The sequence below is a fragment of the Parabacteroides timonensis genome, assembly GCF_900128505.1.
Classification (GTDB): Bacteria; Bacteroidota; Bacteroidia; order Bacteroidales; family Tannerellaceae; genus Parabacteroides; species Parabacteroides timonensis.
In genome coordinates this window covers 2,575,721-2,601,353 of the sequence record NZ_LT669941.1, presented here as the reverse complement: position 1 = coordinate 2,601,353, position 25,633 = coordinate 2,575,721, and the positions used below count along the sequence as shown (strand labels likewise).

Annotated in this window: 20 protein-coding genes and 1 tRNA gene; 12 read left to right on the top strand and 9 right to left on the bottom strand. The window is 40.9% G+C overall.

All coding sequences use genetic code 11. The features are described 5' to 3' along the window. The first annotated feature begins 10 nt into the window (after positions 1–10). Together BQ7394_RS18025 and BQ7394_RS18020 are read left to right on the top strand one after the other, a co-directional pair. A complete protein-coding gene (locus BQ7394_RS18025) occupies positions 11–1,705 on the top strand; it encodes a RagB/SusD family nutrient uptake outer membrane protein (RefSeq protein WP_075560109.1) in 1,695 nt (564 codons plus the stop codon). Positions 1,706–1,719: 14 nt separating this feature from the next. After that, positions 1,720–3,828: a hypothetical protein gene (locus tag BQ7394_RS18020; protein WP_082212011.1), complete on the top strand. Its 2,109-nt coding sequence runs from the start codon at positions 1,720–1,722 to the stop codon at positions 3,826–3,828. Positions 3,829–3,941: 113 nt separating this feature from the next. On the opposite strand, the gene BQ7394_RS18015 is transcribed toward BQ7394_RS18020, so the two are convergent. Further along, the gene (locus BQ7394_RS18015) at positions 3,942–5,321 is read right to left on the bottom strand and encodes a DUF4270 domain-containing protein (protein ID WP_075560107.1); all 1,380 of its coding nucleotides are present in this window, start codon (positions 5,319–5,321) and stop codon (positions 3,942–3,944) included. Between the two features lie 14 nt (positions 5,322–5,335). Beyond that, positions 5,336–6,154, bottom strand: a complete 819-nt coding sequence (locus BQ7394_RS18010) for a glycogen/starch synthase (protein WP_075560106.1) — start codon at positions 6,152–6,154, stop codon at positions 5,336–5,338. Between the two features lie 99 nt (positions 6,155–6,253). Here BQ7394_RS18010 and panC point away from each other — a divergent pair, with 99 nt between their 5' ends. From panC to BQ7394_RS17980, 6 genes are all read left to right on the top strand, one after another. Further along, entirely contained in the window at positions 6,254–7,096 is an 843-nt protein-coding gene (panC, locus tag BQ7394_RS18005) for a pantoate--beta-alanine ligase (RefSeq protein WP_075558690.1), read from the top strand. 25 nt (positions 7,097–7,121) lie between these two features. Beyond that, entirely contained in the window at positions 7,122–7,472 is a 351-nt protein-coding gene (gene panD / locus BQ7394_RS18000; protein ID WP_075558689.1) for an aspartate 1-decarboxylase, read from the top strand. A 113-nt stretch (positions 7,473–7,585) separates the two neighbouring features. Continuing rightward, a complete protein-coding gene (locus BQ7394_RS17995; RefSeq protein ID WP_075558688.1) occupies positions 7,586–8,908 on the top strand; it encodes an MATE family efflux transporter in 1,323 nt (440 codons plus the stop codon). Positions 8,909–8,984: 76 nt separating this feature from the next. Next, on the top strand, positions 8,985–10,310 hold the full coding sequence (ffh, locus tag BQ7394_RS17990) for a signal recognition particle protein (RefSeq protein ID WP_075558687.1): 1,326 nt from the start codon (positions 8,985–8,987) through the stop codon (positions 10,308–10,310). 18 nt (positions 10,311–10,328) lie between these two features. Beyond that, the gene (gene folD / locus BQ7394_RS17985; RefSeq protein ID WP_046151351.1) at positions 10,329–11,225 is read left to right on the top strand and encodes a bifunctional methylenetetrahydrofolate dehydrogenase/methenyltetrahydrofolate cyclohydrolase FolD; all 897 of its coding nucleotides are present in this window, start codon (positions 10,329–10,331) and stop codon (positions 11,223–11,225) included. Between the two features lie 96 nt (positions 11,226–11,321). Beyond that, positions 11,322–11,398, top strand: a tRNA-His gene (locus BQ7394_RS17980). Positions 11,399–11,452: 54 nt separating this feature from the next. Here the strand turns inward: BQ7394_RS17980 and BQ7394_RS17975 are convergent. The 5 genes from BQ7394_RS17975 to BQ7394_RS17955 form a co-directional block, all read right to left on the bottom strand. Continuing rightward, positions 11,453–12,376, bottom strand: a complete 924-nt coding sequence (locus BQ7394_RS17975; protein WP_075558686.1) for a GNAT family N-acetyltransferase — start codon at positions 12,374–12,376, stop codon at positions 11,453–11,455. Between the two features lie 39 nt (positions 12,377–12,415). Next, entirely contained in the window at positions 12,416–14,041 is a 1,626-nt protein-coding gene (locus BQ7394_RS17970; protein ID WP_075558685.1) for an RluA family pseudouridine synthase, read from the bottom strand. 2 nt (positions 14,042–14,043) lie between these two features. After that, positions 14,044–14,715 carry a DUF4476 domain-containing protein gene (locus BQ7394_RS17965; RefSeq protein ID WP_075558684.1) on the bottom strand — a complete coding sequence of 224 codons (672 nt, stop codon included), beginning with the start codon at positions 14,713–14,715 and terminating at the stop codon, positions 14,044–14,046. A 58-nt stretch (positions 14,716–14,773) separates the two neighbouring features. Continuing rightward, the gene (locus BQ7394_RS17960; protein ID WP_075558683.1) at positions 14,774–15,502 is read right to left on the bottom strand and encodes an SDR family NAD(P)-dependent oxidoreductase; all 729 of its coding nucleotides are present in this window, start codon (positions 15,500–15,502) and stop codon (positions 14,774–14,776) included. Between the two features lie 99 nt (positions 15,503–15,601). Continuing rightward, positions 15,602–16,240: an HU family DNA-binding protein gene (locus BQ7394_RS17955; RefSeq protein WP_075558682.1), complete on the bottom strand. Its 639-nt coding sequence runs from the start codon at positions 16,238–16,240 to the stop codon at positions 15,602–15,604. A 336-nt stretch (positions 16,241–16,576) separates the two neighbouring features. Here BQ7394_RS17955 and BQ7394_RS17950 point away from each other — a divergent pair, with 336 nt between their 5' ends. Both BQ7394_RS17950 and BQ7394_RS17945 read left to right on the top strand, forming a co-directional pair. Beyond that, on the top strand, positions 16,577–17,806 hold the full coding sequence (locus BQ7394_RS17950) for a VapE domain-containing protein (RefSeq protein ID WP_075558681.1): 1,230 nt from the start codon (positions 16,577–16,579) through the stop codon (positions 17,804–17,806). Positions 17,807–17,993: 187 nt separating this feature from the next. Continuing rightward, positions 17,994–20,207 (top strand): KAP family P-loop NTPase fold protein, encoded by a 2,214-nt coding sequence (locus BQ7394_RS17945; RefSeq protein ID WP_075558680.1) that lies wholly within the window; start codon positions 17,994–17,996, stop codon positions 20,205–20,207. A 166-nt stretch (positions 20,208–20,373) separates the two neighbouring features. Here BQ7394_RS17945 and BQ7394_RS17940 read toward each other — a convergent pair whose 3' ends face one another. Together BQ7394_RS17940 and BQ7394_RS17935 are read right to left on the bottom strand one after the other, a co-directional pair. Further along, positions 20,374–21,927 carry an McrC family protein gene (locus tag BQ7394_RS17940; RefSeq protein ID WP_075558679.1) on the bottom strand — a complete coding sequence of 518 codons (1,554 nt, stop codon included), beginning with the start codon at positions 21,925–21,927 and terminating at the stop codon, positions 20,374–20,376. Further along, positions 21,924–23,060 carry an McrB family protein gene (locus BQ7394_RS17935; protein WP_075558678.1) on the bottom strand — a complete coding sequence of 379 codons (1,137 nt, stop codon included), beginning with the start codon at positions 23,058–23,060 and terminating at the stop codon, positions 21,924–21,926. The genes BQ7394_RS17940 and BQ7394_RS17935 overlap by 4 nt, the downstream gene beginning before the upstream one ends. A gap of 910 nt (positions 23,061–23,970) precedes the next feature. On the opposite strand from BQ7394_RS17935, the gene BQ7394_RS17930 reads away from it, so the two are divergent. Next, positions 23,971–24,315, top strand: a complete 345-nt coding sequence (locus BQ7394_RS17930; RefSeq protein WP_075558677.1) for a helix-turn-helix domain-containing protein — start codon at positions 23,971–23,973, stop codon at positions 24,313–24,315. Further along, a complete protein-coding gene (locus BQ7394_RS17925; protein WP_075558676.1) occupies positions 24,309–25,586 on the top strand; it encodes a type II toxin-antitoxin system HipA family toxin in 1,278 nt (425 codons plus the stop codon). The genes BQ7394_RS17930 and BQ7394_RS17925 overlap by 7 nt, the downstream gene beginning before the upstream one ends. The last annotated feature ends 47 nt before the right edge of the window (positions 25,587–25,633 follow it).

The following is a 25,633-nucleotide window of genomic DNA, read 5'->3' as shown; positions in this document are numbered from 1 at the left end:
TAGTATGAATATGAAAAACATATATAAAGCATGTCTGATAGCGATCATGTCTGTGGTCATGACTTCATGCAACGAGAGTAGTTTTTTAGAAGAGAAACCATTGTCTATTTATACGCCTGAAAATTCATTGGTAACAATTCAAGATTTTCAGGGAGCAGTAAATACATTATATAACCAAACCCGTTTTTTAATTCATGAACAGACTGCCCATGAGCGGTATATGTTCTGGTATGGAACTGATTTAGCTTTTGGTGCGGCCGATTATTATGCAAATTCAAGATTGAATAATTATGAAGCAACAATGATCCCAACCGAACCCGGAGTTCTGAATTTCTGGAGACATACATATGCGTTGGTAAATCAATCTAACCTGATTATATCCCGTCTTGAAAAATCGGATGTTTCAGAAGCAGATAAAAATACCCTGAAAGGTGAAGCATTGTTTTTTCGGGCATTCGGGTATAGAATATTAGCGAATTTATTTGGAGGTGTTCCACTTATATTAGAAGAGATAACAACTCCTAAAAGAGATTTTGTACGAGCTACCCGCGAAGAAGTTTATCAACAAGCTAAGAAAGATTTGACAGAATCAGCCTCTTTGCTGGCAGACATTAATCGCGTGAAAGATGGGAAAATATCAAAGCAGGCTGTACAACATTTGTTAGGTGAAATTCAAATTAGTTTAGGAGAGTATGATGAGGCTATTACTACGCTTTCGTCTGTAATTGATTACCCTGAAATGGCTTTGATGACTGAACGTTTTGGAACAAAAAAAGATGAACCGGGTGATGTTTGTTCTGATTTACACAAGACGGGAAATCAAAATAGAAGTACTTCCGGAAATAAAGAGACTTTGTGGGCACTTCAGTATGACCATCTGAATCCGGCATCTAAAAATGGGGATGAAAGACCCCGAATGATATTACCTTATTATAATGCGATAAATATAACCGTAAAAGATGCGACCGGGAAAGATGTGACTACAGCAGCATTTAATTTGACAGCCGAAAAAGGAGGTCGAGGTATTGGATGGGCTCAACCTACCTGGCACATGACGAATGGTGTTTGGACAGATGATACGGATTTGAGAAATTCATCCTATAATATTGTACGGGATATGAAGATTGATAATGAAAAATCACCAGCTTTTGGTAAATGGTTTGTGGCGGATGGTTTTGTCTCTCAAACGGATACAATCCGAATGTGGTATCCTTTCTTTATGAAGGTAACCGGAGATGTTCCCGAAGATTTGTGGGAAAAAGATGGAAGTGGAAATCCGAAAATGACAAAATTCGGGGAACATATTGTGTTGAGTGCAACAACTTCATCCTACAGGGATACCTACATGTTCCGATTGGCAGAAACTTATTTGTTAAGAGCTGAAGCCTATCTGGCAAAGACGGATAGAGAAAAGGCTACTGCTGATATCAATGTTATACGCGCACGCGCACATGCTAAATTGGCAAAATCGTCTGAAGTAGATATTGATTATTTATTGGATGAGCGTTTGCGTGAATTGTCATTTGAAGAGCTTCGTATGTGTACTTTGTGCAGAATGGGAAAGCTCGTAGAACGTGATCGGAAATATAATCCTCTGTCTGGAAAAACGATACGCGATTTTCATAATCTGTGGCCGATTCCGTTTTCAGAAATAGAGTCTAATGTTTTTGCAGTGCTGGAGCAAAATCCGGGATATGTCAATTAAGTAATATAATAAGTATGGATGTAAAGAAAATTGTAACAGTCATTTTCCTGGTTGTTGGTTATTGCTCCGGTTTGACAGGAGGTAACAGGATTGATAGAAAAGCGCTTGTTACACGTCACAATGTGGTAGTGACGGAGTTGGATACGTTATCTCCCCTTTCGGTCGGTAATGGACGTTTCTGTTATACGGCCGATATAACAGGTATGCAAACATTTCCTGAGCTATACAGGAGAGGATTACCTTTATCCATTATGTCGGAATGGGGGTGGCATAGTTTACCAAATACGGAGAACTACAAGATATCTGATGTCTTTCAGCTTCTAGATGTCAATGGAAAGCAGGTCCCTTATCCGATTGGAAATGCTCCAGGTTATGAATATCTTCGTGCTAATCCCCATCAAACGGGATTAGCATTGATAGGTCTGCAAAAAACGGATGGAGGAGATTTGTCGGTAAAAGAGTTAGGGGATACGTTCCAGTCACTGGATTTATGGGAGGGCGTGTTGACTAGCCGGTTTAAGTTATCTGGTTCTCCGGTGGAGATCACAACACTTTGTCATCCGGATGTGGACGGGCTAGCTTATAAATTGAAATCTTCTTTGTTTGTTTCTGAAAAGTTAGGAGTACAAATACGTTTTCCTTATCCAAGTGCTGCATTTGGGGGAGATCCGACTACTTTTGATAAAAAAGATTCTCACCGGTCTGAAGTGATAGAGAAAGGCAAAAATTATTGGGTTATTAAACACCAAATAGATGATTTCGTTTATTATTGTCGTTTACAGACATCCGGGGAGGCGATTCTGAAAGAAACAGCAAAACATGATTATTGTCTTGTGCCCTCTTCCGGGGCAGATGAGTTTACATTGTTGGTCGACTTTTCAAAGAGTAATATTGCTCAATTCAAGCAAAAGGATTTCATCTCTACTGTGAAAGCGAATCAGCAGGCATGGAAAAATTATTGGATGAGTGGCGGTGCAATAGATCTATCCGGAAGTAAAGATAACCGATGGAAAGAGTTGGAACGCAGGATTGTTTTATCCCAATATCTGACTGCTATTCAATCGCGCCAGCAGTATCCTCCCCAGGAAACTGGCTTGACGTGCAATAGCTGGTATGGTAAGTTCCATTTGGAAATGCATTGGTGGCATTCTGTACATTTTGCTTTATGGGACAGAACAGCTTATTTGGCAAATACTTTGGGTTGGTATGATGATATATTTGATACGGCAAAGTCATATACTGTGACACAGGGATATAAAGGGGTTCGTTGGCCTAAAATGATTGGTCCGGATGGAAAAGAATCACCTTCCAGTGTAGGCCCTTTGTTAATTTGGCAACAACCTCACCCGATTTTTTATAGTGAATTAATGTATCGGGAGAAATCGACTTCGGAAACCTTGAAAAGATATAGTAAAGTGATAGAAGCAACGGCTGAATTTATGTATGACTATGCGCATTGGGATGCTTCTCGGGAATGCTATGTCTTGGGGCCTCCTCTTATTTCTGCACGTGAAGGAAATGCTTCGACTTTTTTAAACAATATCAATTCAACGTTTGAATTGACCTATTGGAGTTGGGGGTTGAAAAAAGCAAACGATTGGAAAGAGCGGATGGGGCAGAAACGAAATCCGGATTGGGATCGAATGGCGGAAAAAATGGCTCCCTGGCCGATAGTGAATGGTGTATATGTTGAAGCAGAAGCTGTATTAGAGAAGGATGGAGGTCATCCAACTCAGTTGGCTGCATATGGCTTTTTGCCAGAATCGGAACCTTTGGATAAAGAAGTAATGCGTAAGACTTTGAAGCATGTGATGCAAAATTGGGAGTGGAGCAGTACATGGGGGTGGGATTATCCGTTAATCGCTATGACAGCAATACGATTAAATGAACCAGAATTGGCCTTACAGGCTTTATTAAAGGATGTTCAGAAGAATACATATTTGCCTAACGGACATAATTATCAGGATTCGGGATTGCCAATCTATTTGCCGGGTAATGGTGGGTTGTTGACTGTTGCAGCTATGATGTGTGCCGGATGGGAAGGTTGTAATATAACAAATCCCGGTTTCCCGAAAGATGGTAATTGGGATGTAAAATGGGAGGGGTTAAAACCTGCATTTTAATATCGCCCAGAAATACAAAGACCATATTTTGAGTCAGAGAGGTAACGAAAACAAAAGAAGCGGATAATTCTTTGGAATTACCCGCTTCTTTATATTTATAATGTTTGAAGAATCTACTTATAGTCGGTTGTTGTAACCACAATCTTCATAGCATCCTGGGTCTTAAGCAATTTTACTCCTGAAGGAAGCAAGTAGTTGTTTAAGGCGGCAGTATAATATGTTGTCTGACCATAGTAGTTTTGTGATTGACCTACTACACGATCTACGGGGACAAGAAGTAGAACCATATCCTTTTCCGGATTATTCTTTATATGTTCCTGCATCAGATTTGATATATTATCAAAATTATATGAGCGGTTACTGCTTGAATATTCTGCACGGAAAGCTGTTTTACTATCTTCGATTTTGTTATTGACAAAGAAAGTTGCCAAAGAATCTTTTGGTAGTAATAATAAATTGGCCGGAGCTGTTAAAGCCCATTGCCAGTTTTCCTGGGGTAACGCTTTTATTGTCAACGGTATATTGTTGATAATACGGTCGTCAATTCTTTCAGCAATATCTTTAGCCGGAATAGTCAACTGGGTATATACGCCTGCCGGAGTTTTCAGATAGGCGATTGAATCATCCGGTTGCAATAACGGGGTCAGATCGGTATTCTTAAATCGGTTCAACTGCAATACTTCCTTCGTTACATTGAATGTTTCACTTGCATACGCGGTTGAGTCCTGATTCTGACTTCCTTTCAGGTTGTATTTATAATAGATCGAAATGGAAGAATAGCTAATCTGCAAGATATTTCCGCTACCATACGTATTTGTTACATATAGACCAGGGAAGAACTTGTTAAAGTTCTCTTGGCTACTGAATGTGCCGGGATTATTGATTGTTTCATCGTAAAACTTCTGTCCGAATTCTCTCGGCATTCGAATTGTTACGGTAGGAACGTATGTCGGGCTACCGCTTGAGTCCACTGCGTTCCTAACACTATCAGGAATAGAGTTGTCATGTGCCGTATACGTCTGCATACCCAAAGAATTCTGCAAGTCACAATATTCTGCCGGATCGAAGTTTGTGTAGAAATCTCTTTCCAGTTGTTTGTCGACCTGATATATCTGGGCACGCATGGGAGTCAACGAGTCTCCAACCCATGATCCGCTATAATATATGATCTTAAAATCGACCGAATCGATTTGTCCGTTGATAGGTTCTTTTTGGAATTTGAAGTCTGACGGACAGTAGAACTGACAGATGTAATCAGATTTCACATTACCATACAACGGATCATAAAATTCGCCGAGTAGTCCACTAGTAGTTCTTGCATATACCGAATCCATCAACAAGGTTGTCGCCTGCATCTGAAAAGTATCTACATATACGGGCATTTTGTCTCCGCCGGGCTGAATAGTCGAGCCAACCAGATTCAAATCATCACTACACCCACTTAGGATTGTTATTCCTAAGCCCAGGCCAATTAATAAAGGCTTGATCTTCATCATTTTTCTCTCACTTATTTAGAATCTAATACGACATCGTAAAATTCGTTGAATGCATCCATATAAGTTTCCGGCGACTGATAAGGAAGGAACGGAGTATCCTTTTTGGTTGCAATATAGTCCAGAATATCCTGGTTGATCGTTTCACTACCTTGTATCACACCGTCGGCAAAATCAATAGCCAGCTTAGTCAGACCGGCAAAGCTGGTATCGGCTTTTATCCCTTTCAGGTCGCCCTCTTTCGCTCCGTCTGTTTTCAGCTTGTTGGCAAACTCTTTTCTAAACGGTGTTTTAAAGTCATCATTATAAATAGAATAGACTATTTTTGCATTTTTAAGACATGGATCGTCTGCATACATCCTTTTTATATATAATGCTGTTAATGCAGATATCCATCCGTGACAATGAATTACATCCGGTATCCACCGTAGTTTCTTTACGGTTTCCAATACGCCACGAACATAGAAGATAGAACGGTCATCGTTATCTTCGTATTCATTCCCGTTTTCATCGCAAACAGTGTGCTTACGCTGGAAGAAGTCTTCATTATCAATGAAGTAAACCTGCATGCGTGCGGCCTGAATGGATGCTACCTTTATGATCAGAGGGTGGTCTGTATCATCAATAATAAGATTCATACCTGACAGGCGGATCACCTCGTGCAACTGATTGCGTCGCTCGTTGATATTTCCGAATTTAGGCATGAAAGTTCTGATTTCGCGACCACGCTCCTGAATGCCTTGCGGCAAGTTTCTGCATATTGTTGCAATCTCAGATTCGGGAAGGTAGGGTGTTATTTCTTGAGCTATAAACAAGATTTTTTTTGCATCCATTCTGTAAACTAGTTTTATAAAGACGGCACAAAGATAATAAATTTCTTTCATTTACGGTAATTATTTATTTGCTTTGCACCGTCAATAAGCATCTAACTGATGAAAATAGTAAACAGCATTCAAGAATTGAAACGTTATCTTGCCGAAGAGAGGCAGCATAACAAGCAAATAGGCTTTGTTCCTACTATGGGAGCATTACACAACGGACATCTGAGCCTGGTGAAGCGTTGCGTGGAAGAAAACGATGTATGTGTAGTGAGCATCTTCGTGAATCCGACTCAGTTTAACGACAAAAATGACCTTGCCACCTATCCCCGGACATTGGATAAAGACAGCGCCTTGTTAGAACCTACCGGTTGCGATTATGTATTTGCGCCGACAGAAGTGGAGATGTATCCCGAGCCGGATACACGCACTTTCGACTTTGGCACGGTTTCGGCCGTGATGGAGGGGGCACGCCGTCCGGGACACTTCAATGGGGTTGCCCAGATCGTAAGTAAGTTGTTTTATGCCGTAGAACCCGATAATGCTTATTTCGGGGAGAAGGATTTCCAGCAGATCGCTGTGATCCGTGCGATGGTGAAACAGCTGAATATCCCTGTAAAAATTAATGCCTGCCCGATTTTGCGCGAAGAAGACGGGCTGGCCTTAAGTAGCCGTAATGTCCGTCTGACACACGAACAACGTCAAAAAGCACCGCTAATAGCACGTACGTTAAAAGAAAGTACTAACTTTGCAGCCGGAAAAAGTGTGCAGGAGGTGATTGATTATGTAGTGAATACGATTAATGCCGACCCTGTTATGCGTGTGGAATATTATGAAATCGTAGACGGAATCACGATGGAGTCGATCAAAGACTGGTCAGCTACTGATTATGCCGTAGGTTGCATTACCGTTTATTGTGGTGAAGTCCGGTTGATTGATAACATAAGATATAAATAGCTGGTAATCAAATTATACAATAACGATGTTTATAGAGGTAGTTAAATCAAAGATTCACCGGGTGACGGTAACGGAAGCCAATCTGAACTATATCGGTAGTATCACTATCGATGCGGATTTGCTGGATGCCGCCAACCTGATTCCTAATGAAAAGGTAGCTATTGTGAACAACAATAACGGTGAACGTTTTGAAACGTATATTATTAAAGGCGAACGCGGATCAGGCGTGATTTGTCTGAACGGGGCAGCTGCCCGAAAAGCGCAGCCCGGTGATATCATTATTATCATGTCGTATGCCATGATGGACTTTGAAGAAGCCAAAACATTTAAACCGGCTGTTGTATTTCCGGATACAGCAACAAATAAACTGATATAGAGCATCGGTAGCAGCATTTAGAATGTTTTTAAACAACAATAAAGAAGCTCACCGGTTTGCCGGTGGGCTTTTTTTGTGACTTTTTGTTTTCTTATGGAATTAACTTATAGAGTATGTATACAAATAAGCAAATCTGGAATGTAAGCTACCCTATCTTCTTAAGCTTATTGGCGCAGAATATTATCAATGTGACCGATACGGCTTTCCTTGGAAGGGTAGGAGAAGTTGAATTGGGGGCCTCGGCAATGGGAGGTCTCTATTATATCTGTGTGTTTACGATCGCTTTTGGTTTCAGTACCGGGTCGCAGATCGTGATGGCTCGCAGGAATGGTGAACGGAGGTACAGTGATGTAGGCCCGGTCATGATCCAGGGTGTGTTTTTCCTTTTGGCATTGGCGGCCGTGATGTTTACCCTGTCCCGTTTCTTTGCCAAAGATATCATGGGGGTAATGATCTCCTCCGATACGATCCTGCAGGCAACGGAAGAGTTTCTCGACTGGCGTGTGTTCGGGTTCTTTTTCTCTTTTGTCAATGTGATGTTCCGCGCTTTGTTTATCGGTATAACCCGGACGAAGGTGCTGACTTTGAATGCAATTGTGATGGCGTTGACCAATGTGTTGCTCGACTATCTGTTGATATTCGGAAAGGGAGGTTTTCCCGAAATGGGTATTAAAGGGGCGGCTATTGCCTCGGTGGCAGCAGAGGGAGTGTCGATCGTTTTCTTTTTGGTTTATACCCGTTTGACGGTAGATATAAAGAAGTATGCATTGAATCAATTCCGGTCGTTCGATGTTAAATTGTTGAGACGTGTGTTGGATATATCCATATTCACGATGTTACAGTATTTTATATCGTTAAGTACTTACTTTATGCTTTTCGTAGCCGTAGAACATCTGGGGCAACGGGAACTGGCAATCGCCAATATTGTCCGCAGTGTGTATATCGTCCTGCTGATACCTGTCAATTCTTTATCTACGGCAACCAACTCTTTTGTGAGTAATAGTATCGGTGCCGGGCATAAAGACCAGGTTATCCCGATCATTCGCAAGATTGCCGGTATATCATTAGGTATCGTAGCAGTTAGTGTTTTTATCGCCTGTCTTTTCCCATCGGCTATATTGTCGATTTATACGAATGATGCTTCTTTAGTACATGCGTCTATCCCTTCACTTTATGTCATTTCCGGTGCCTTGTTGATAGCAGCCGTTGCTAATATCGTATTTAATGGAGTGACAGGTACTGGGAATACCCGTTCTGCTTTTGCGATGGAGGTGGTGACACTTGTCTTTTATACGCTGTTTATCTATGTGGCAGGGATGCGTTTACATCTTCCGGTGGCGATTTGTTTCCTGACCGAGGTGATTTATTATAGCGGTTTGTTGTTGGCTAGTGTAATTTATTTGAAAAAAGCGGCGTGGCAGAATAAAAAGATTTAGAGGATTACATCCTTTTTCTTACCTTTGCACCCTATTACATTAGAAATTAGAAAGAAAATAAATATACATACGAATTATGTTTGAAAATTTAAGCGAAAGGTTAGACAGGTCGTTTAAACTGTTGAAAGGTGAAGGTAAGATCACCGAGATCAATGTGGCTGAAACACTGAAAGATGTGCGTAAGGCATTGCTTGATGCCGACGTTAACTATAAAGTAGCCAAATCGTTTACCGATACGGTAAAAGAAAAAGCACTGGGACAGAATGTGCTTACTTCCGTGAAACCCAGTCAGTTGATGGTGAAGATCGTACACGACGAGTTGGCCAGCCTGATGGGTGGTACAGCTATCGATATCGATCTGAAAGGTTCGCCTGCAGTGATCCTTATGTCAGGTCTGCAAGGATCGGGTAAAACTACTTTCTCCGGAAAATTGGCTAACCTGCTGAAGACGAAAAAGAATAAGAAGCCGTTATTGGCTGCTTGTGACGTTTATCGTCCGGCCGCTATCGAACAGTTGCGTGTTGTAGGTGAACAGGTAGGTGTACCTGTTTATATGGAACTGGAAAATAAGAATCCGGTAGAGATCGCAATGAACGCTATCCGCGAAGCTCGTGCCAAAGGTAACGACGTGGTAATTGTCGATACCGCCGGTCGTCTGGCTATCGACGAGCAGATGATGAATGAGATCGCTGCAATCAAGAGCGCTATCCAGCCTGACGAAATCTTGTTCGTTGTAGACTCCATGACCGGACAGGACGCCGTTAATACAGCTAAAGAATTTAACGAACGCCTGGACTTCGATGGTGTTGTCCTGACTAAGTTGGATGGTGATACCCGTGGTGGTGCCGCTCTTTCTATCCGTACAGTGGTAGACAAGCCGATCAAGTTTGTCGGAACCGGTGAAAAGATGGATGCCCTCGATATCTTCCACCCCGAACGTATGGCCGACCGTATCCTCGGTATGGGTGATATTGTTTCGTTGGTTGAACGTGCTCAGGAACAATATGATGAAGAAGAAGCTAAACGTCTGCAGAAGAAGATCGCCAAGAATCAGTTTGACTTCAACGACTTCATTGCCCAGATCCAACAGATCAAGAAGATGGGTAACCTGAAAGAGTTGGCATCTATGATTCCGGGTGTCGGTAAGGCGTTGAAGGATATCGATATCGATGATAATGCATTCAAGAGCATCGAAGCGATCATTTACTCGATGACTCCGGCCGAACGTACTAATCCGGCAATTCTGAACGGCACACGCCGTACGCGTATCGCGAAAGGTAGCGGTACGACTGTGCAGGAAGTGAATAAGCTGATCAAACAGTTTGACGAAACCCGTAAGATGATGCGTATGCTTACTGCTGCTAAACCGGGAAGTAAGAAATTTCCTTCGTTGAAAAGATAAACATTAAAGAAACATATTATGGAAGACAATCATTATCAATTACTGGACGGAAAAGCTGTTTCTGCTCAAATGAAGAAAGAGATGGCAGAAGAAGTCGCCCAGATCAAAGCGGCAGGCGGTAAGATCCCTCATCTGGCTGCCATTCTGGTGGGTCATGATGGAGGTAGTGAAACCTACGTGGCCAGTAAAGTAAAGACTTGTGAAGAGATCGGTTTCAAATCGACACTGATTCGTTACGAGGACGACGTGACCGAAGAAGAGTTGCTTCGTCGTGTTGACGAACTGAATAACGATCCGGATGTGGATGGCTTTATTGTACAGCTTCCTCTTCCGAAACATATCTCAGAGCAAAAGATTATTGAGGCGATCGATTACCGTAAAGATGTTGACGGTTTCCATCCGATCAATGTAGGACGTATGTCGATCGGTCTTCCTTGTTTTGTTTCTGCCACACCGGCAGGTATTCTGGAATTGCTGAAACGTTACGAAATAGAAACCAGCGGCAAACATTGCGTAGTGTTGGGACGTAGCAATATTGTCGGAAAGCCGATGGCTATGCTGATGATGCAGAAAAATTATCCGGGCAACTGTACGGTAACAGTTTGCCACAGCCGCTCGAACAACCTGAAAGAGATGTGTTTGAGTGCCGATATTATCATTGTCGCTTTGGGTGTTCCCGAATTCCTGAAAGCTGATATGGTGAAGGAAGGCGCTGTTATTGTCGATGTCGGCACTACCCGTATGCCGAGTAGCGTGACTAAAAGCGGTTACAAGCTGACAGGGGATGTGAAGTTTGATGAAGTGGCACCAAAATGCTCTTATATAACACCTGTACCGGGTGGCGTAGGACCTATGACAATCATTTCCTTAATGCGTAACACACTGTTAGCCGGGAAGAAAGCGATTTATAAGTAAAATATTTATATATTTTTTCTTGGAAACGCTTGCGGAATAAGAAAAAACATCTATCTTTGCACCGTCTTAAAGAGAAATACTCAACGAGACTAAATGGTGAGCGTAGCTCAGTTGGTTAGAGCATCGGATTGTGGTTCCGAGGGTCGTGGGTTCGAGTCCCATCGTTCACCCCAAGATAGAAACAAAAAGCCGTCCTGTTAAAGGGATGGCTTTTTGTTTTATAGGGGTTAAGGCAGTTGTTTTCGCATCGCAAAGTTGGTCATATCGACATGGCTGACCGTGACGGTTTGCTGTTTCTCCACGACAAACCCCTGTCTTTCGAAGAATGGCCGTGCCGTCAGGCTTACCTCTGCAAATAAAGACGGAGCCTGGTGATGACAGGCAAACATCTCTGCTGTTCGTAATAATAAAGTGGCTATCCCTTTTTTCTGGAATCGGGGATGAACAAACATGCTATGCAGATAGCCTTGTGTATCGACGGAGGTGAAACCTGCTGTCTGGAAGGTTTCGGTATCTTCGGCAAGGAAGAAATGCAGTTCGCTATGAAAGAGTTCTTGCCAACGGGCCGAGTCGGCACGGTTTATCCATGCATCGATCTGCTCCGGGGAATAATCCTTGCAGCAGGTGTTACGTACACTTTTTTCGAATACCTGGTGTAGTGTTGCCAGGTCTTCTGCATCAGCTTTTCTTATCCGGATCAGTTTCATTTGTAGATGAAGGATCGGATATGGTTTTCCCTGGCCGTCTGTGGCATCCCGTGAGACCACCTCGAAACCTCTGCTCAGGTAGAAATCTAATGCCTGCTCGTTTTGCTCGTTAACATCTACTTTCCGGATATTCTTTTCCCGGAGGGCATATTCTATAAACAACCTACCATAACCTTTGCCCTGTTGTGAAGGATGAACGAAAAGCATTTCGATCAACTCGTCGCTCAGTCCCATGAACGCTGCAATATGTCCGTTTTGTTCATCTCTTATCAGGTAAAGTTCGACAGCCCGGAAATACTCGTTCCGTATCAGGGGCTTATAATATTGTATATCCTTTTCGGTCAGGAAATGATGAGAGCTACGAACGGAGGCTTCCCAAACCTGCAGCAGTTCATCGTAATCCGCTTCGGTAGCCAATTCGTATTTTGTTTGTTTTTTTACCATACTTCAGTCTGTTTGATATACATAGAGTTTTATTGTTCACTAAAAATCAGCCTTTTTTTCCACGCAAACTACTTCTCCTGTAATAGGATGCCTGAATTCCAGGTATTCGGCATGCAAATACAGCCGATCGTCCTTTTTTCCATATAATTCATCACCGATAATGGGAGCGTTCAAACCTTTTGGATGAGCGGCGTGTACACGTAGTTGGTGTGTCCGGCCGGTGAGGGGATAGAAAGCGATACGTGTATAATGGAGGTTACGTTCCAGAACCTGGTAGTTTGTTATAGCAGGCTTTCCGTATTCTTCGTTTACAATCTGACGGGGACGATCCTCCGGATCCAGGCATAACGGAAGGTCGATGGTTCCCTGGTCGGACGCGACCGGTCCGTCCAGTAAGGCGATATACCGTTTCTTTACCGTGCGGTTTTTGAATTGTGCCTGTAAATTCTGGTGGATAGCTTTTGTTTTTGCTATAAGAAGCAGGCCGGAAGTCGCCATATCCAACCGGTGCACGATCATCGGGCCTGTTGCATCCGGATAACGGATGGTTAGCCACTGATAAACAGATTCTGTATCCATTTTTCCGGGGACAGATAACATCCCGGTCGGTTTATTGATTACCAATAGCCATTCGTCTTCCAGTAAGATTTCCGGTTCAGCCTCTTTGTGCTTGTTTACAGAGAGCGGGTTTGCTTCTACATTCAATCCCTGCAACATGTGTTTTAATATTGGCTCGCATTTTCCTTTACACGCCGGATAATAATAACCGTGACGGCGGATTTCCATCTTCGGGGAATCACCCCACCAGAATTCGGCCATAGCAAGTGGCTTCAACTGGTGCAGGTAAGCGTATTGCAGGAGTTTGGGAGCAGCGCATTCTCCTGCTCCGGCAGGAGGTGTTTTTTGTTCCGTTTCATTGAATAGTTCACATAGATCTTTTACATCTCCTTTAGCATTCAGTATCCGGAACTGTTCGAACAGCTGTTGTTGTAAGGCGGCCGAGCGCGTCTTGCGTTCAGCTTTCAGTTGCTCGATCGTTGCTTCGAATGTTTTTACTTCGGATTGTAAAGTCTCAATTCGTTCGTTCCATTGCTGCTTTAACCGCTTTAGTTCCGCTTTCTGAAACTGGCTTTCGCGAACCATGGCAGCCAGTTCTGCCGCATCCGGATTAGCCTGCCGTTTGATTTCGCGATTTTTTTGAGCGACTTTCAGTTGCTCTTTTGCTTCGCTGAGGCTTTGTTCGGCCTGACGGCTTGTTTCCGCCAGTTGCTCCTTGCAGGCGGTATATTCCTTATCTGTCTGAAGCAGCCTGATCCGGGCGTTGATTGCGGAGATCTGGTCTTCTTCGATCCGGAAGAAACCTTGTGGTTGTTGCAGGTCGTAGATCGGAGGAACGAAATAGCTGTGCAGGTTTTTGCCTGCCAGTATACCGGAGAATGCGGCCAGGAAACCCAGTTCTCCTGTCGCAGTCTGTACGATCAGTACACCGAACATTTTCCCTTGTTGCAAGTCGCTCTCCCAGTCTTTTCTTGACAAAAGATAAGCCTGCACCTCTTCTGCTGCCACTACCGACAAGGGATGAGGGGTATAATGAAACGGAAATGTAAATTGTTCCGGTAGTGGTATGTGGGATATTGGATGACTGAAAAAATGAAACTTATCCATTTTTATCTCCGTGATCCAGAAAACATTTTGCGTACTTTATCCTGGCTTGACAGGAAGCTTAGTGAACGTACAATATCCTCATAGTTTTCCGGATCGGCTATCCGGGGAGCTACGATATCCAATACATTCAGTTTGTCATCGTCGAATGTATAGATAGACATCAACCTTATGCATTGCTGACAGGAGAAATACCGGTCGGCAACCCCTATGGATAGCAATTCCAGCTGATCGTCTTTAAACGGTTTCGATTTGACTGTATTGTATAGTTGCTGAAAGTCTCTGTCGTTTATTATCCTGCCGGGCCGTACATGATTGTTGTAAGGAGGGCGGGGCCTGTCGTATTCAATATCATTCGGTGGATAGACAGTAACGGGAGGAACCGGAGTCTGGTCTGCGTCTCCGCTGAATGAATCCATGTTTGTCACCCTGTCGTTCTGGAAATCAACTAAAATAATGGTGGTTCCAAGTATGTCTGTCTTTCTGAATTCCCATTGTTCATATTCATGGTCGAAACGGCGGTAGTCCGGGTTACCGAGCAGGTTGGTTATTTCCCTTTTGCTCATCCCTTTTTCTATTCTCTGGATGGCATTTTTGTTGCTCTGGTAGCTTCCGCAACTGCTGAAGAAGAGTGAACCGCCGATCAGTAGGAATGCTATTAGTGTTTTAATTTTCATATTCTTTTTCTTTTAGTTTATGATAGGTCTCTTTTATTTGGGTATAAAGATAATCAATTCAATATATTCTTTTCGATAGACCTCCGCCAATTGTTATGTTTTCTCCATTAATCGATTCATTTTGTTCCTGACAGAGGAACAGACACATACGGGCTACATCTTCTGCAAATTCCGGTATCCCGGCAGCAGTAACGGAATTGACTGTTATATGCCATTCCGCGAGTGAAGCGGCCAGGGTGGATGTTAATGAAAGGATGCCTCCGGTTGTGACATTGGTTTCCGACAGATTTATAATTCTTCCGTACGGATTCGCTTCGCTTTGCGAGCGGCGATGTAAGGCCAGGCGGCGTGACGTGACGAAGGCTGATAATAGATTGGCGGAAAGAAGTTGTTCGAAATCTTCCATGCTGGTTTCCGTGATCGGATTTGTTTGACAGGCGCCAGTATTGATTAGTATATCCAGGTCACCCCAATCCTCCAGGATATGTCGCAGGCAGTTATCCAGGGAGATCTTGTCGTTGATATTTGCATGATGGAAAGTTGTGCCGGTCTTTTCAGCCATTAATTGGCCGGCTTCTTCATCCGTGCTGCAAAAAGCGACCCGGTTACCTGCCATGCGGAATGATTTTACTATCACTTTGCCGAGCTCTCCGGTTCCATCCGTTACAAAAACTCTTCTGGTTTTGTGGAGCGTATTTTTCTTTTTTATACCGTAGCCGGTTTTTATTCCGGCTTTTTTTCTGGATTGGTATTCTTCGTATTTCTTTTCCAGATAGTTATCTGCCATGATTGTTATTTATTATAATCTGTTTTTACTGTGTTTATATATTTTTTTCTATATCTTCATAAATCATTATTTGGAGATATAGATTTGTTGTTTAGCTTGTTATACTGAAGTTCCCCGTTCGGTATGCCGGCTTACCCGGAAATATCCAGGTACAGGATAGTAAAAGGGAGCTTTGCTGTATCCCGGATGTGTGAGGCGTCCTTCTTTTACACGTGTTTGTAGTCTGCGCAGGGCTGTCGATTTCCGTAGTCCGCATAGAACACACATGTCTATCGTCGTGATGTAAGCATGATCCTGAAAATAATCGGCCAGCTTACCGTCGATCTCGATCTCGCTGATTGTCTTAGAGCGATGGGTATGTGCTACCCTTTGAAAAGGCATTCCTTTGAGTGAATCTTCCAACGCTTTGTCCGGAGTAAAAACGATTCCTCCGAAGTGGATATTTTCGGCTCGTATTTCTTTGGGCGAACGTACGGCCGGCGATTTGGCGCTGCCGCGGAATGTGCCTACCCCTTTTAGTTGTACGCTGTTCCCTTTGCGTATTTCACGTTCCAGTGTATGTGCAAATTCAACAAAAGCAGCTGCCAGGTCACCGGTCGACAGGCTACACCGATCGGCTATCTGTTCGATCATCATCTCGGTGGTTATCCGTGATTTTATAATAAGTCGTGCATGATATCTCGTTTTGTTGGAACCTTTAGGCTGGGGAGTAGGGAAGAAGTCATAAAGTGCACTCATGGGATCTGTTGGTTAGGTGGAAACAAACTAATGTTTTCCTGCTTTATTACTAATACTTAACTGGTGAGTTGTTTTTTGAATCATATACTATGACGAACTTTTGTCACATGTTGTGAAGTAGCTTCATCACATAATGTGACGTAGCTATTGCTCATATTGTGATTCAAGAAAGAACTCCTTACAAAAATACTAGTAATATAGCAGTAAAACAATACTTTCTGCTATCTTTTTTATTAGATCATATTGTTGAAAAACAAGCGATTCTATATTTGTAAAACGGGTGTCTATACGTATATATTTGTACATCCTTCTTATTAACATCTAAAATTTACTGATATGATTTACAAGTTGATTAACCGGATGAAGCAGGCTGTTCGACGTTTCCTGTCTGTTTCCCATGCGGATTCACGTTCACCCAAGTCTCGCTGGATTGTGGGAATGACGAAGGATCTGCGTAGTTTTCTGAACGAACGTTTTGACTTTCGTTACAACCTGTTGGACGGTACGACCGAATATCGGAGAAAAGGTGCTGTCGGTCAACCTTTCCTTCCTGTGGACGAACGGGCGATTAATGGGATGATTGTGGATGCTCGCCTAAAAGGCATCTCTTTTTTTCGGGGCGATGTACAGATGATGATTCTTTCCGATAAAGTGCAGTCGTATAATCCGTTTCACCTGTATATGGATGAATTGCCGGGATGGGATGGAGTGGATCGGGTAACGCCTTTGCTACTTCGTATCTCTGCAGAAGAGATGTGGTTGAAAGGGGGGCGTTGTTGGCTCAGGGCAATGGTTTCGCAGTGGATGGGATGCGAGCGGTCGCATGCCAATGTATTGACACCTGTTCTGATCAGTGCGGTACAGGGCTATGGGAAAAGTACTTTTTGCCGGCAGTTGCTTCCTGATACATTGAAGAATTACTACCTGGATAACCTGCCATTGACGTCTGGTGCTAATCCGGAACGTAAACTGGTAAAAGCGGGACTCATTAATCTGGACGAGTTCGACCGTATTGGAGAGAAGCAACAAGCAAGTTTGAAAAATCTGTTGCAGATGCTCTCTGTTCCTATCTACCGGGGAAAACGATTGGGGTGGGTGAACGAAGCGCGTTTGGCCTCCTTTATCGGTACAACTAATTCCCGCCAGTTCCTGACCGATGCAACAGGAAGCCGTCGTTTCCTTTGTGTAGAGGTAGATTCTCCTATTTCCACTGAACCGATAGAGTATGAACAGTTATATGCGCAACTCAAATCGGAGCATCTGGCAGGTGAACCTGATTTTTTGACATCGGAGGAAGAGGCTGTTTTGCAGCGTCGTAATAAACGGTATTATTGTCAGTCGCCTTTGGAAGATGTATTCCGTGCTTGTTTTCATCAGCCTTCGCCAGGCGAGAAAGGCCATTGGATGACAGCTTCGGAGATATTTGCTTTTATGCACCGTTTCAATCCGTCCGCTTTGCGGGGAATAACGGCAAAGCAACTGAGCTTCAAACTTTCAGGGATGGGATTTGTACCCAAGCATCGGGCGTATGGAAATTGTTATTTTGTGGTGCCGGTACAGGTTTGATGAAGAGACGAGCAGGCTGAAGTTCCCGGATGATGGGAAGGTGGGAAACTTCAGTGTATGTGGTTGGCTGGTAATTGTTTATTAGTCAAAGGTGATTTGAAGAAAAAAAAGCTCTATTGATTATAAAGACTTCCCTTGCTTTGTTGAGGATATAATTTTTATATTTGTATTGTAATGTCGTATGCCTATGTACTTTTTCATCATCATTATTTTTTTTAGCCTTTTGTTGCTATGTGCCTTGATCGGCTTATATTGGGGAGGATGTCTGGGGGAAGGTAAAAAGAAAGTAGCTGTAGTTTCTAAGCAGTCGGTTTCTAGTAATCTGCTTGTGGATGATGTCGATGTTAAGGACTTGTTGCATCGAAGGGAAACAGCGAAGGTCTTGGCTGATTATCTTCTGGATAATCCGAATTTAAAGCATGCAGTAGGAGTGGCTGTCACGGGTACATGGGGGACTGGGAAAAGTACGTTTTTGCACTTTTTATCGTTGGCCCTTCAGGAAAGGAATTGTATGCCGATAATCTTCGATCCGTGGACAGAGCAAAGTACAGATATCAGAAAGGATTTGTTTCGAAAGATCGGAGAGCTATTCGGGATGAATGATCAGTTGTCTGTACTGTGGCATAATTATACTGACTATATAAAAGTCACTAATGTAACGGGGTGGTTCTCTTTGTGTCTTCTTGCCATTCAACGTTTTTTTATACAGGAAGAATTGTCTTTGAGTTCTTTAAAGAATAAATTACGTGAAGAACTTTGTCGTTTAGAAAGTCCCGTAGTTATATTTATCGATGACTCGGATCGGTTGGAAGCGAATGGTTTTAGAGAGGTATTGTCATTAATACGCTGTTCGATAGATTTACCTCGAATAATTTTTGTTGTTGCTTATGATCCGGAGCGGGCTAAAGAAATGCTGAAAGAAGTGGGAGGGGAACATTTTATGCGTAAGATGTTTAATGTGTCACAACCTCTTCTGTCTTTAGGGAATAGTGATCTCTATAAGTTTTTGGGTGATAGTGCTAAGGCTATGAAATTACCTTTCGAATGCGGAGATAATTCTTTTAGTAAACTTTCGATAAAGGACTATCTACCAACATTTCGTGATGCGAAAAGTTATCTGAATCTGATATACAAAGATTATCAGGAGTATAAAAACTTTGCCAACAACGAGAATCTGTGTTGGGAGAAATGGGGTGTGTTGGAACTGCTTAAGTATACAGATCTGTATACGTATTCGCTTTTGAAAAATAATCCGCTAGCGTTGCTTGAAGAAAAGAAAAAATATGTGCTGAATGACAATCAGTATGTTTTGAAAAAGGGAACAGAGAATCTTGAAAATAAAACTTTTAATTTGTTGCATTATCTTTTCTCTACAAACAATGATGATGAGCCATTCGATATTACGTCTGTTGTTTATTATGTATGCTATTTTGATCCGGTATTTCCTGACAGTTTTATAACAGAGGAAGAGTATTTAGATATAAAAACGGACTCCTACAAAGAAGCCTTTTCGGACTATTTAAGTTCAGGCAAAACTAATTTGCTCATGCTGATTACGAAAGCGCTCCATTATTTGGGAGTAAGTAAATGTTTGCTGGCACTGGAAGCTCTAGTTATGGCTTATGATGAACAGAAGAAAATAAAATCTCTTGACGAGATATATTTTCCCGATAATTATAGGAGATTGGCCAAAATTGTAGATGATCATCCTTGTTTAGGTGTACTTACCTGGCAGGTTTTAGCTAATTTTGTTGAAGATAATTCAGATTCTGAATGGATGGAAGAATATTGCCAATCGACACTCTATCCAGGTGCAATGGTTGCATTAATGAATTCTGTGATAATGAATAGTGATCCAGATCAATACATGGATGCTGACTACTATTGCTATAAGATACTTAAACGGATGGTTACAGATGGACAAACTGCTTATGCGGATATAATATGGATGGTAGGTGATTGTAATGCACCGAATCTCCCGTCTAAATTTTTAACTGATTTCCTGAATGAACATTTCCTTGACTGTATTGCTTATACACTGACATTTATTGTGAACAAAAATGTGAATTATGTGGTCGCAAAGAGTAGCGCAATGATTGCTTTGTTTGGCACTTACAGTAATTTTGTAGAGACTATAAATCGTTGGAGGAATGGAAATCAATATGATAGTGAAATGTTGCATCAATATGAACAAATAGTGACTTTTACGCAACTACTAACTTCGCATAACTCCCTGCATTACCAGCTTTCTGCTTACCCTGCCATTGAACCATATAAGCCAAAGGGGTGTATATGTACAACCCCTATTCAGGAAATGTATATAGAAAAAGAGTTTTGGGAGAATAAACCAAGATATAAGATTCCATCTGATTACTATTTTGCAATGAATGCGAATGTATAAAGCATGTTCTTTACTGAACCGATGAAATCGCTATCATTCTCACTCCCTGATAACAAGTTATTCTCACAACGGTGATCTTACATTTCTTCATGGCTATAATATTCGATATTGTCAATCTCCTGAGGTGATAACCTGTCGACATTCAATATTGCTTCTTTAAATATTTTTATCTTATATATTTTATCTCTAGCTCCAGCTTTTTAATTCTGGATCGTATAGCTCCCGGTTTTCTTTGAAATATATCTGATAGTTCTTTTGTTGTTTTTCCTTCACACCAAAGTGCTTCCAGTTTATCATCATCATCTGGTGTCCAAGGCTTGTAAGCGTTTGGGTGTTCAACTCTACATGCTTCAATGGTATAAGTGAGTTTGTTGGACTTTTGGGATAAGGAATAATTGTTCAATATTTGTTTTAAGATATATTCTGCCTCTTTGATGGCTCTGCAGAAATCGGAATAAGTTAGGATCTTTTGAGGAATAGGGAATCCCATACTGATGAGCTGTCCGTTTGTATCTATGATCTGATAGGTGTTTGTTTTTAATGTGCTATCGGTACATGGGTAAAGCAGGACTCCTAATTTGGAATTCCATCGATACATATAGGTGATTGTTTTATAATAAATATTTAATGCTTTTTCTTCATAGTCAGCATATTTATTTCCTTTGTCTAAAGGAATATATTTTGTATCGATGATTATAAAAGGTTTGCTCTTGCTGATAAAATCAGGTATAACTTTTTGTATAAGAGTATTGGTTTTAATTTCTTTTAAAAGATTAAATATCTTGCCTTTATGGCAGCTGTAATGATTAAAATTATCTTTTAGAATCACATTCATGTATTCTTCCCAAAGCCATGCTCCGTTAAACAGTAAACCATAAATTAGATCGTTGTTGTCTCCGTATTTTAATCCTTCATACCGGAGAATTTGCAGACATAAGCTCTGTAGTTCTTTATATTTTGAAAAGTAAGGATGACTTAGCGGACGCATATTTTGAGAGATAACAATTACTCTTTCATTTCTGTTATATGTTGGTGTTACTGAGATTATTTGTAATACTATATTTTGTATTTCTGTATTGTCTTTTAAAATGAATTTACCTAACGGGTGAAGCTTAATAAACTCAATTGTATGTCTGATTAATTGTGTTATGTGATTGTTATAACTATATTCCCTTGTTTTATATACAATATTTCCATTGAAAGGAATATTATATCTGATATGCTTATTTATATTTATATATCCTCGTATATTGGCGTTATTATATTCTTTTTTCTCATATTCCTTGAATATACCTTGGCTGTATGCAGCTTTTAGGTAGTAGGGAAATAAATATAGTAAGAAATCAAATACTTTATCTGTATTAGATGAATGTTTGAGTTCAAACAAGTTGATAGAGAATACTTTTTGTAACATATAATGTAAAAAAAAATCCTCCTCATCTTCTTCTGAGAAACGGGATCTGATGGTTAATTGAGTTTCATTAATACCTATAAATCCCATTATATTCCCCGTTTTAAGCCTATTATTACTATCAAGCGTGAATATTTTTTCTTTATGGATGTTATCTCCATACAGATTGAAATTCTGTGGAAAAATTAGAAGATTAGGGAATTTGTCTGACTGAAGGTCGGCAATTTTTATATTACCGATCTTTTGTAAATCGGATAAATCTTTATCATCGACGGTACAGTTCCCGCAATTATTATCTGTCGTTTTCATTCGTCATCATTAATGAAGTTGTACGCATTTTCCAATAGATTCATTTTCTGAATGGCATCAGGCATTCCTCGTAGATATTCATATAGAATGCCTCTCAGGTGATTCTCCCAAAGTTTATGAAAGTCATAATTGCATTTTGTTAGCTTCAAAAAATAAGACGCACCTATATGATAAGATGGGCTTAAACCTTCTATTCCTTCATTTGTTTCTTCATTCCAAATAGTATTGTTGATTGCGGTTAACCTATCTTTGGCCTCATCTTCAAATTCTCCGAGGACCGACAACATAGACATACTATCTTTGGCGCTGATCTCTTTCCAGGCAAAACGACGGCGCATTGCAAAGTCGATACATTCAACGCTACGGTCTATATCGTTCATTGTACCTATAATATAGACATTTTCCGGGACGTAAAAACCTTCTTTAAAGAAATCATTCTCTTTTATTATGTTAGCGTATTGTGTTTGTACTCGTCCTTTCTTTCCTCGGTATTCCGGATCTATAGAGAAGAATAATTCTCCGAATATTTTAGATATTTCTCCGCGATTAATTTCGTCGATAATGAAGATGAAAGGGTATTTATCTATCTTATACTTATCGAAAAGTTCATAAGCATTTTTGAGTGAATCTTTAATTTCTTCGCATGTGGGAGTTTTATGTATATATATTTTGGTATCTTCGACAGGCAGATCTTCTTTTAGTTGGATATTTATTTTATTGGGATCGTTATTACTCGCTTTGATAGAGAAAGTAGTATTCTCTATTGTTAGTTGTTTTTCTCCTTCCTCCTTCAATTCTGTGTAAATACTGTCAAAACAGGTATTGAGCTTTTTTTGAGCTTTTTCACAGAATACTTTAAAGATTCCATCTTTTCTTTCGAAACTGATAGTATTACAATTCTCGTTTTGTATGGGGCGTAGTCCTTCCACGAAGTCGGTATAATCGTATGATGGATGAAATTGAGTAATGCACAGTTGCTCATGCAATATCTTTTTTTCAGTATTGGTTAATGCATCTTCTGACTCTTTGTTAAATAACATCATTAAAGCAATTTGTTTCGCCATATATGTTTTTCCTGTTCCCGGAGCGCCAGTCAAAATTAGATTTTTATTAGATCGTAAAAGTTGTATCATTTGTTTTTATGATAAAAAGATTATTACTAGTGTGTTGTGAGTTATTTACTTACCGATGCAACATATATACTTGACTGATAATGAGGACTGATGTCTTAAAACGGTAGAATATCGGTAGAAATTGTTTTATCCTTGTAAAATCGCCTGTTTTCCGTCCGTTTTTGCCTCCTGTCTCCAGAACCGGCAAAGCCTGTATTTTGCCATGAAGTTCACCAAAATATTTCTGTTTGCAAAGGTACGGAATTTACGCGGAAATCTCGCCTGTTATGTCAACTAAATGCTGTAGACTTTCACGTATTTGATTTTGCATCCAAAAAAGAAAACTAATTTCTTTCCTTTCCCTCTGTTTGAGTTAAGTATATTATTCATATGTATATATATGGGAATATACTTAACTTGATTTTTTCTTTTGGCTGCAAATCACTATTGCATAGTCAAAGTGAAAGAGCTAAAAGTGGTCAATAGATTGCATAACCTATCATATAATAAATAAAAACCGCCACTTTTGTATATTATATGATGTGTTGAGTGTATGACAATTCTGAGAATAAAAATTGTACAATACAGCTTGCTGTTCTATTGGCACACTTCCACCTAACTTTTAGTTGGTGGGGTATTAGGCTACTCCTAATGCATTGTATTGGACATCGGGCAAGCCCGAGATTAGAATGCTATGACTGCGAGTGTACAATACATTAATTTTTCTTTTCGCTGCAAATGCAAAGTTGATTTTACGGAAAAGTGTAGTTTTCAAACCCCAATTTTGATGGAAAAGTGTATCAAAGGGAGTCTTATTCGTTGGAAAAAGTGTAATGACAGTCAGAAGTGCTATAAAATAATATGAAACAATGGCTGAAAATTAAACCACAATTAGTATCTTTGCACTATAAGAGTTTAAAATGTAGCTATTATGGAAGATATGTATTCACTCTCTGATGCTCAAATTGAAAAAAGAATAGGAGAAAAGATCAAAGCGGTTAGGCTTAAGCAGAATATCACTCAGGATAGTCTGGCAAAATCGTCTTCGATATCGCTGTCTTCGGTGAAAAAAGTAGAAGCTGGGAAAATCGGCTCATTTGATACATTGCTTCGCATATTGAGGACGCTCGGTATGCTCGATGAACTTAGTCATCTTTGTGAAGAGGAACAGATGAGTCCAAGTGAATACTTTGATATGGTCAATTCTGCGAAGAAGGGCAGAAGAAAGAGGGCTGTTGGAACTTTAAAGAAAGATAAGGAAGAATCAGAATGGTAGATGTAGCAAAAGTGAAAATGTTCGGCATGAATGTCGGAACATTTAGATGGGATAGTTCCTATGAGGTCGCTCGTTTTGAGTATGACGCACAGTTTGCTGGAAAAGGGATTGAACCATCTCCGTTGATGATGCCTGTGCAGCAGGGGCGTATATATTCATTTGGAAATCTCAATAGGGAAGTATTCAATGGTCTGCCTGGTATGCTGGCAGATTCTCTTCCGGATACATACGGACGTGCATTGTTTGACAAATGGCTTACTCTGACTGGCAGGACGGTAGGCAATCCTATTGAGACGCTATGCTTTTTAGGGCAGCGTTGTATGGGAGCTTTAGAGTTTGAACCTGCAACCGGACCTGCTTCCGCTGATATGAAGATTGAAATTGATTCATTGGTGGAAGTTGCGAAGGAAGCTCTATCAAAAAAGGAAGTGTTCGGTGCCAATTTAGACATTGACAGGAAAGCAGCAATTGCAGAGATTCTGCGACTTGGTACATCTGCCGGTGGTCAAAGAGCGAAGGCGATAATTGCATATAACAAGGATACCGGAGAAGTAAGATCAGGGCAGGTGCCAGCTCCGGAAGGGTTTGATTATTATCTGATTAAACTGGATGGTGTTTCGGCTGAAGCTAGATTTAAGGAAACTGAGAACTTTGGAAGGCTTGAATATTCTTTCTCTCTGTTGGCTAAGGAATGTGGTATAGAAATGACTGATTGTTCTTTGATTGAAGAGAATGGCAGAGCCCATTTCTTGACAAAACGATTCGATAGAGCTAATGGTGAAAAAATCCATATGCAGACATTATGCGGAATGGCCCATTATGATTTTCATCTTCGCCGTGCATATTCATATGAACAGGCATTTAATGTAATGCGCCGCTTGCGTCTCCCATATTCGCAAGCTGAGGAGATGTTCCTAAGAATGGTCTTCAATGTCGTGATAAGAAATCAGGATGATCATACAAAGAACATATCTTTCCTTATGGATAAGACGGGCAAATGGACATTATCTCCAGCATATGATATCGGTTTTGCATATAATCCGAAAGGTTCTTGGACAGATACTCATCAGATGTCTATAAATGGCAAATTTGATGACATTACGAGGCAAGACCTTCTAGTTTGTGCGGCAGCAAACAATATTAAGAATGCGGCAGAGATTATAGATAAGGTTTGTGAGACGACTGCTAAATGGCCAGAGATGGCAAAGAACTGCGGTGTGCCTCAAGAGATGATAGATGCGAGGTTACCGTATATGTTGTTGAATGTCTGATAAGGAGTATGCGGAGTTTGTTAAACGATGCGAGGTTTGGATAAAGA

Coding starts and splice junctions, on each gene's coding strand:
- BQ7394_RS18025 (WP_075560109.1), top strand. CDS start 11: ATGAAAAACATATATAAAGCATGTCTGATAGCGATCATGTCTGTGGTC.
- BQ7394_RS18020 (WP_082212011.1), top strand. CDS start 1,720: ATGGATGTAAAGAAAATTGTAACAGTCATTTTCCTGGTTGTTGGTTAT.
- BQ7394_RS18015 (WP_075560107.1), bottom strand. CDS start 5,321: ATGAAGATCAAGCCTTTATTAATTGGCCTGGGCTTAGGAATAACAATC.
- BQ7394_RS18010 (WP_075560106.1), bottom strand. CDS start 6,154: ATGGATGCAAAAAAAATCTTGTTTATAGCTCAAGAAATAACACCCTAC.
- panC (WP_075558690.1), top strand. CDS start 6,254: ATGAAAATAGTAAACAGCATTCAAGAATTGAAACGTTATCTTGCCGAA.
- panD (WP_075558689.1), top strand. CDS start 7,122: ATGTTTATAGAGGTAGTTAAATCAAAGATTCACCGGGTGACGGTAACG.
- BQ7394_RS17995 (WP_075558688.1), top strand. CDS start 7,586: ATGTATACAAATAAGCAAATCTGGAATGTAAGCTACCCTATCTTCTTA.
- ffh (WP_075558687.1), top strand. CDS start 8,985: ATGTTTGAAAATTTAAGCGAAAGGTTAGACAGGTCGTTTAAACTGTTG.
- folD (WP_046151351.1), top strand. CDS start 10,329: ATGGAAGACAATCATTATCAATTACTGGACGGAAAAGCTGTTTCTGCT.
- BQ7394_RS17975 (WP_075558686.1), bottom strand. CDS start 12,376: ATGGTAAAAAAACAAACAAAATACGAATTGGCTACCGAAGCGGATTAC.
- BQ7394_RS17970 (WP_075558685.1), bottom strand. CDS start 14,041: ATGGATAAGTTTCATTTTTTCAGTCATCCAATATCCCACATACCACTA.
- BQ7394_RS17965 (WP_075558684.1), bottom strand. CDS start 14,715: ATGAAAATTAAAACACTAATAGCATTCCTACTGATCGGCGGTTCACTC.
- BQ7394_RS17960 (WP_075558683.1), bottom strand. CDS start 15,502: ATGGCAGATAACTATCTGGAAAAGAAATACGAAGAATACCAATCCAGA.
- BQ7394_RS17955 (WP_075558682.1), bottom strand. CDS start 16,240: ATGAGTGCACTTTATGACTTCTTCCCTACTCCCCAGCCTAAAGGTTCC.
- BQ7394_RS17950 (WP_075558681.1), top strand. CDS start 16,577: ATGATTTACAAGTTGATTAACCGGATGAAGCAGGCTGTTCGACGTTTC.
- BQ7394_RS17945 (WP_075558680.1), top strand. CDS start 17,994: ATGTACTTTTTCATCATCATTATTTTTTTTAGCCTTTTGTTGCTATGT.
- BQ7394_RS17940 (WP_075558679.1), bottom strand. CDS start 21,927: ATGAAAACGACAGATAATAATTGCGGGAACTGTACCGTCGATGATAAA.
- BQ7394_RS17935 (WP_075558678.1), bottom strand. CDS start 23,060: ATGATACAACTTTTACGATCTAATAAAAATCTAATTTTGACTGGCGCT.
- BQ7394_RS17930 (WP_075558677.1), top strand. CDS start 23,971: ATGGAAGATATGTATTCACTCTCTGATGCTCAAATTGAAAAAAGAATA.
- BQ7394_RS17925 (WP_075558676.1), top strand. CDS start 24,309: ATGGTAGATGTAGCAAAAGTGAAAATGTTCGGCATGAATGTCGGAACA.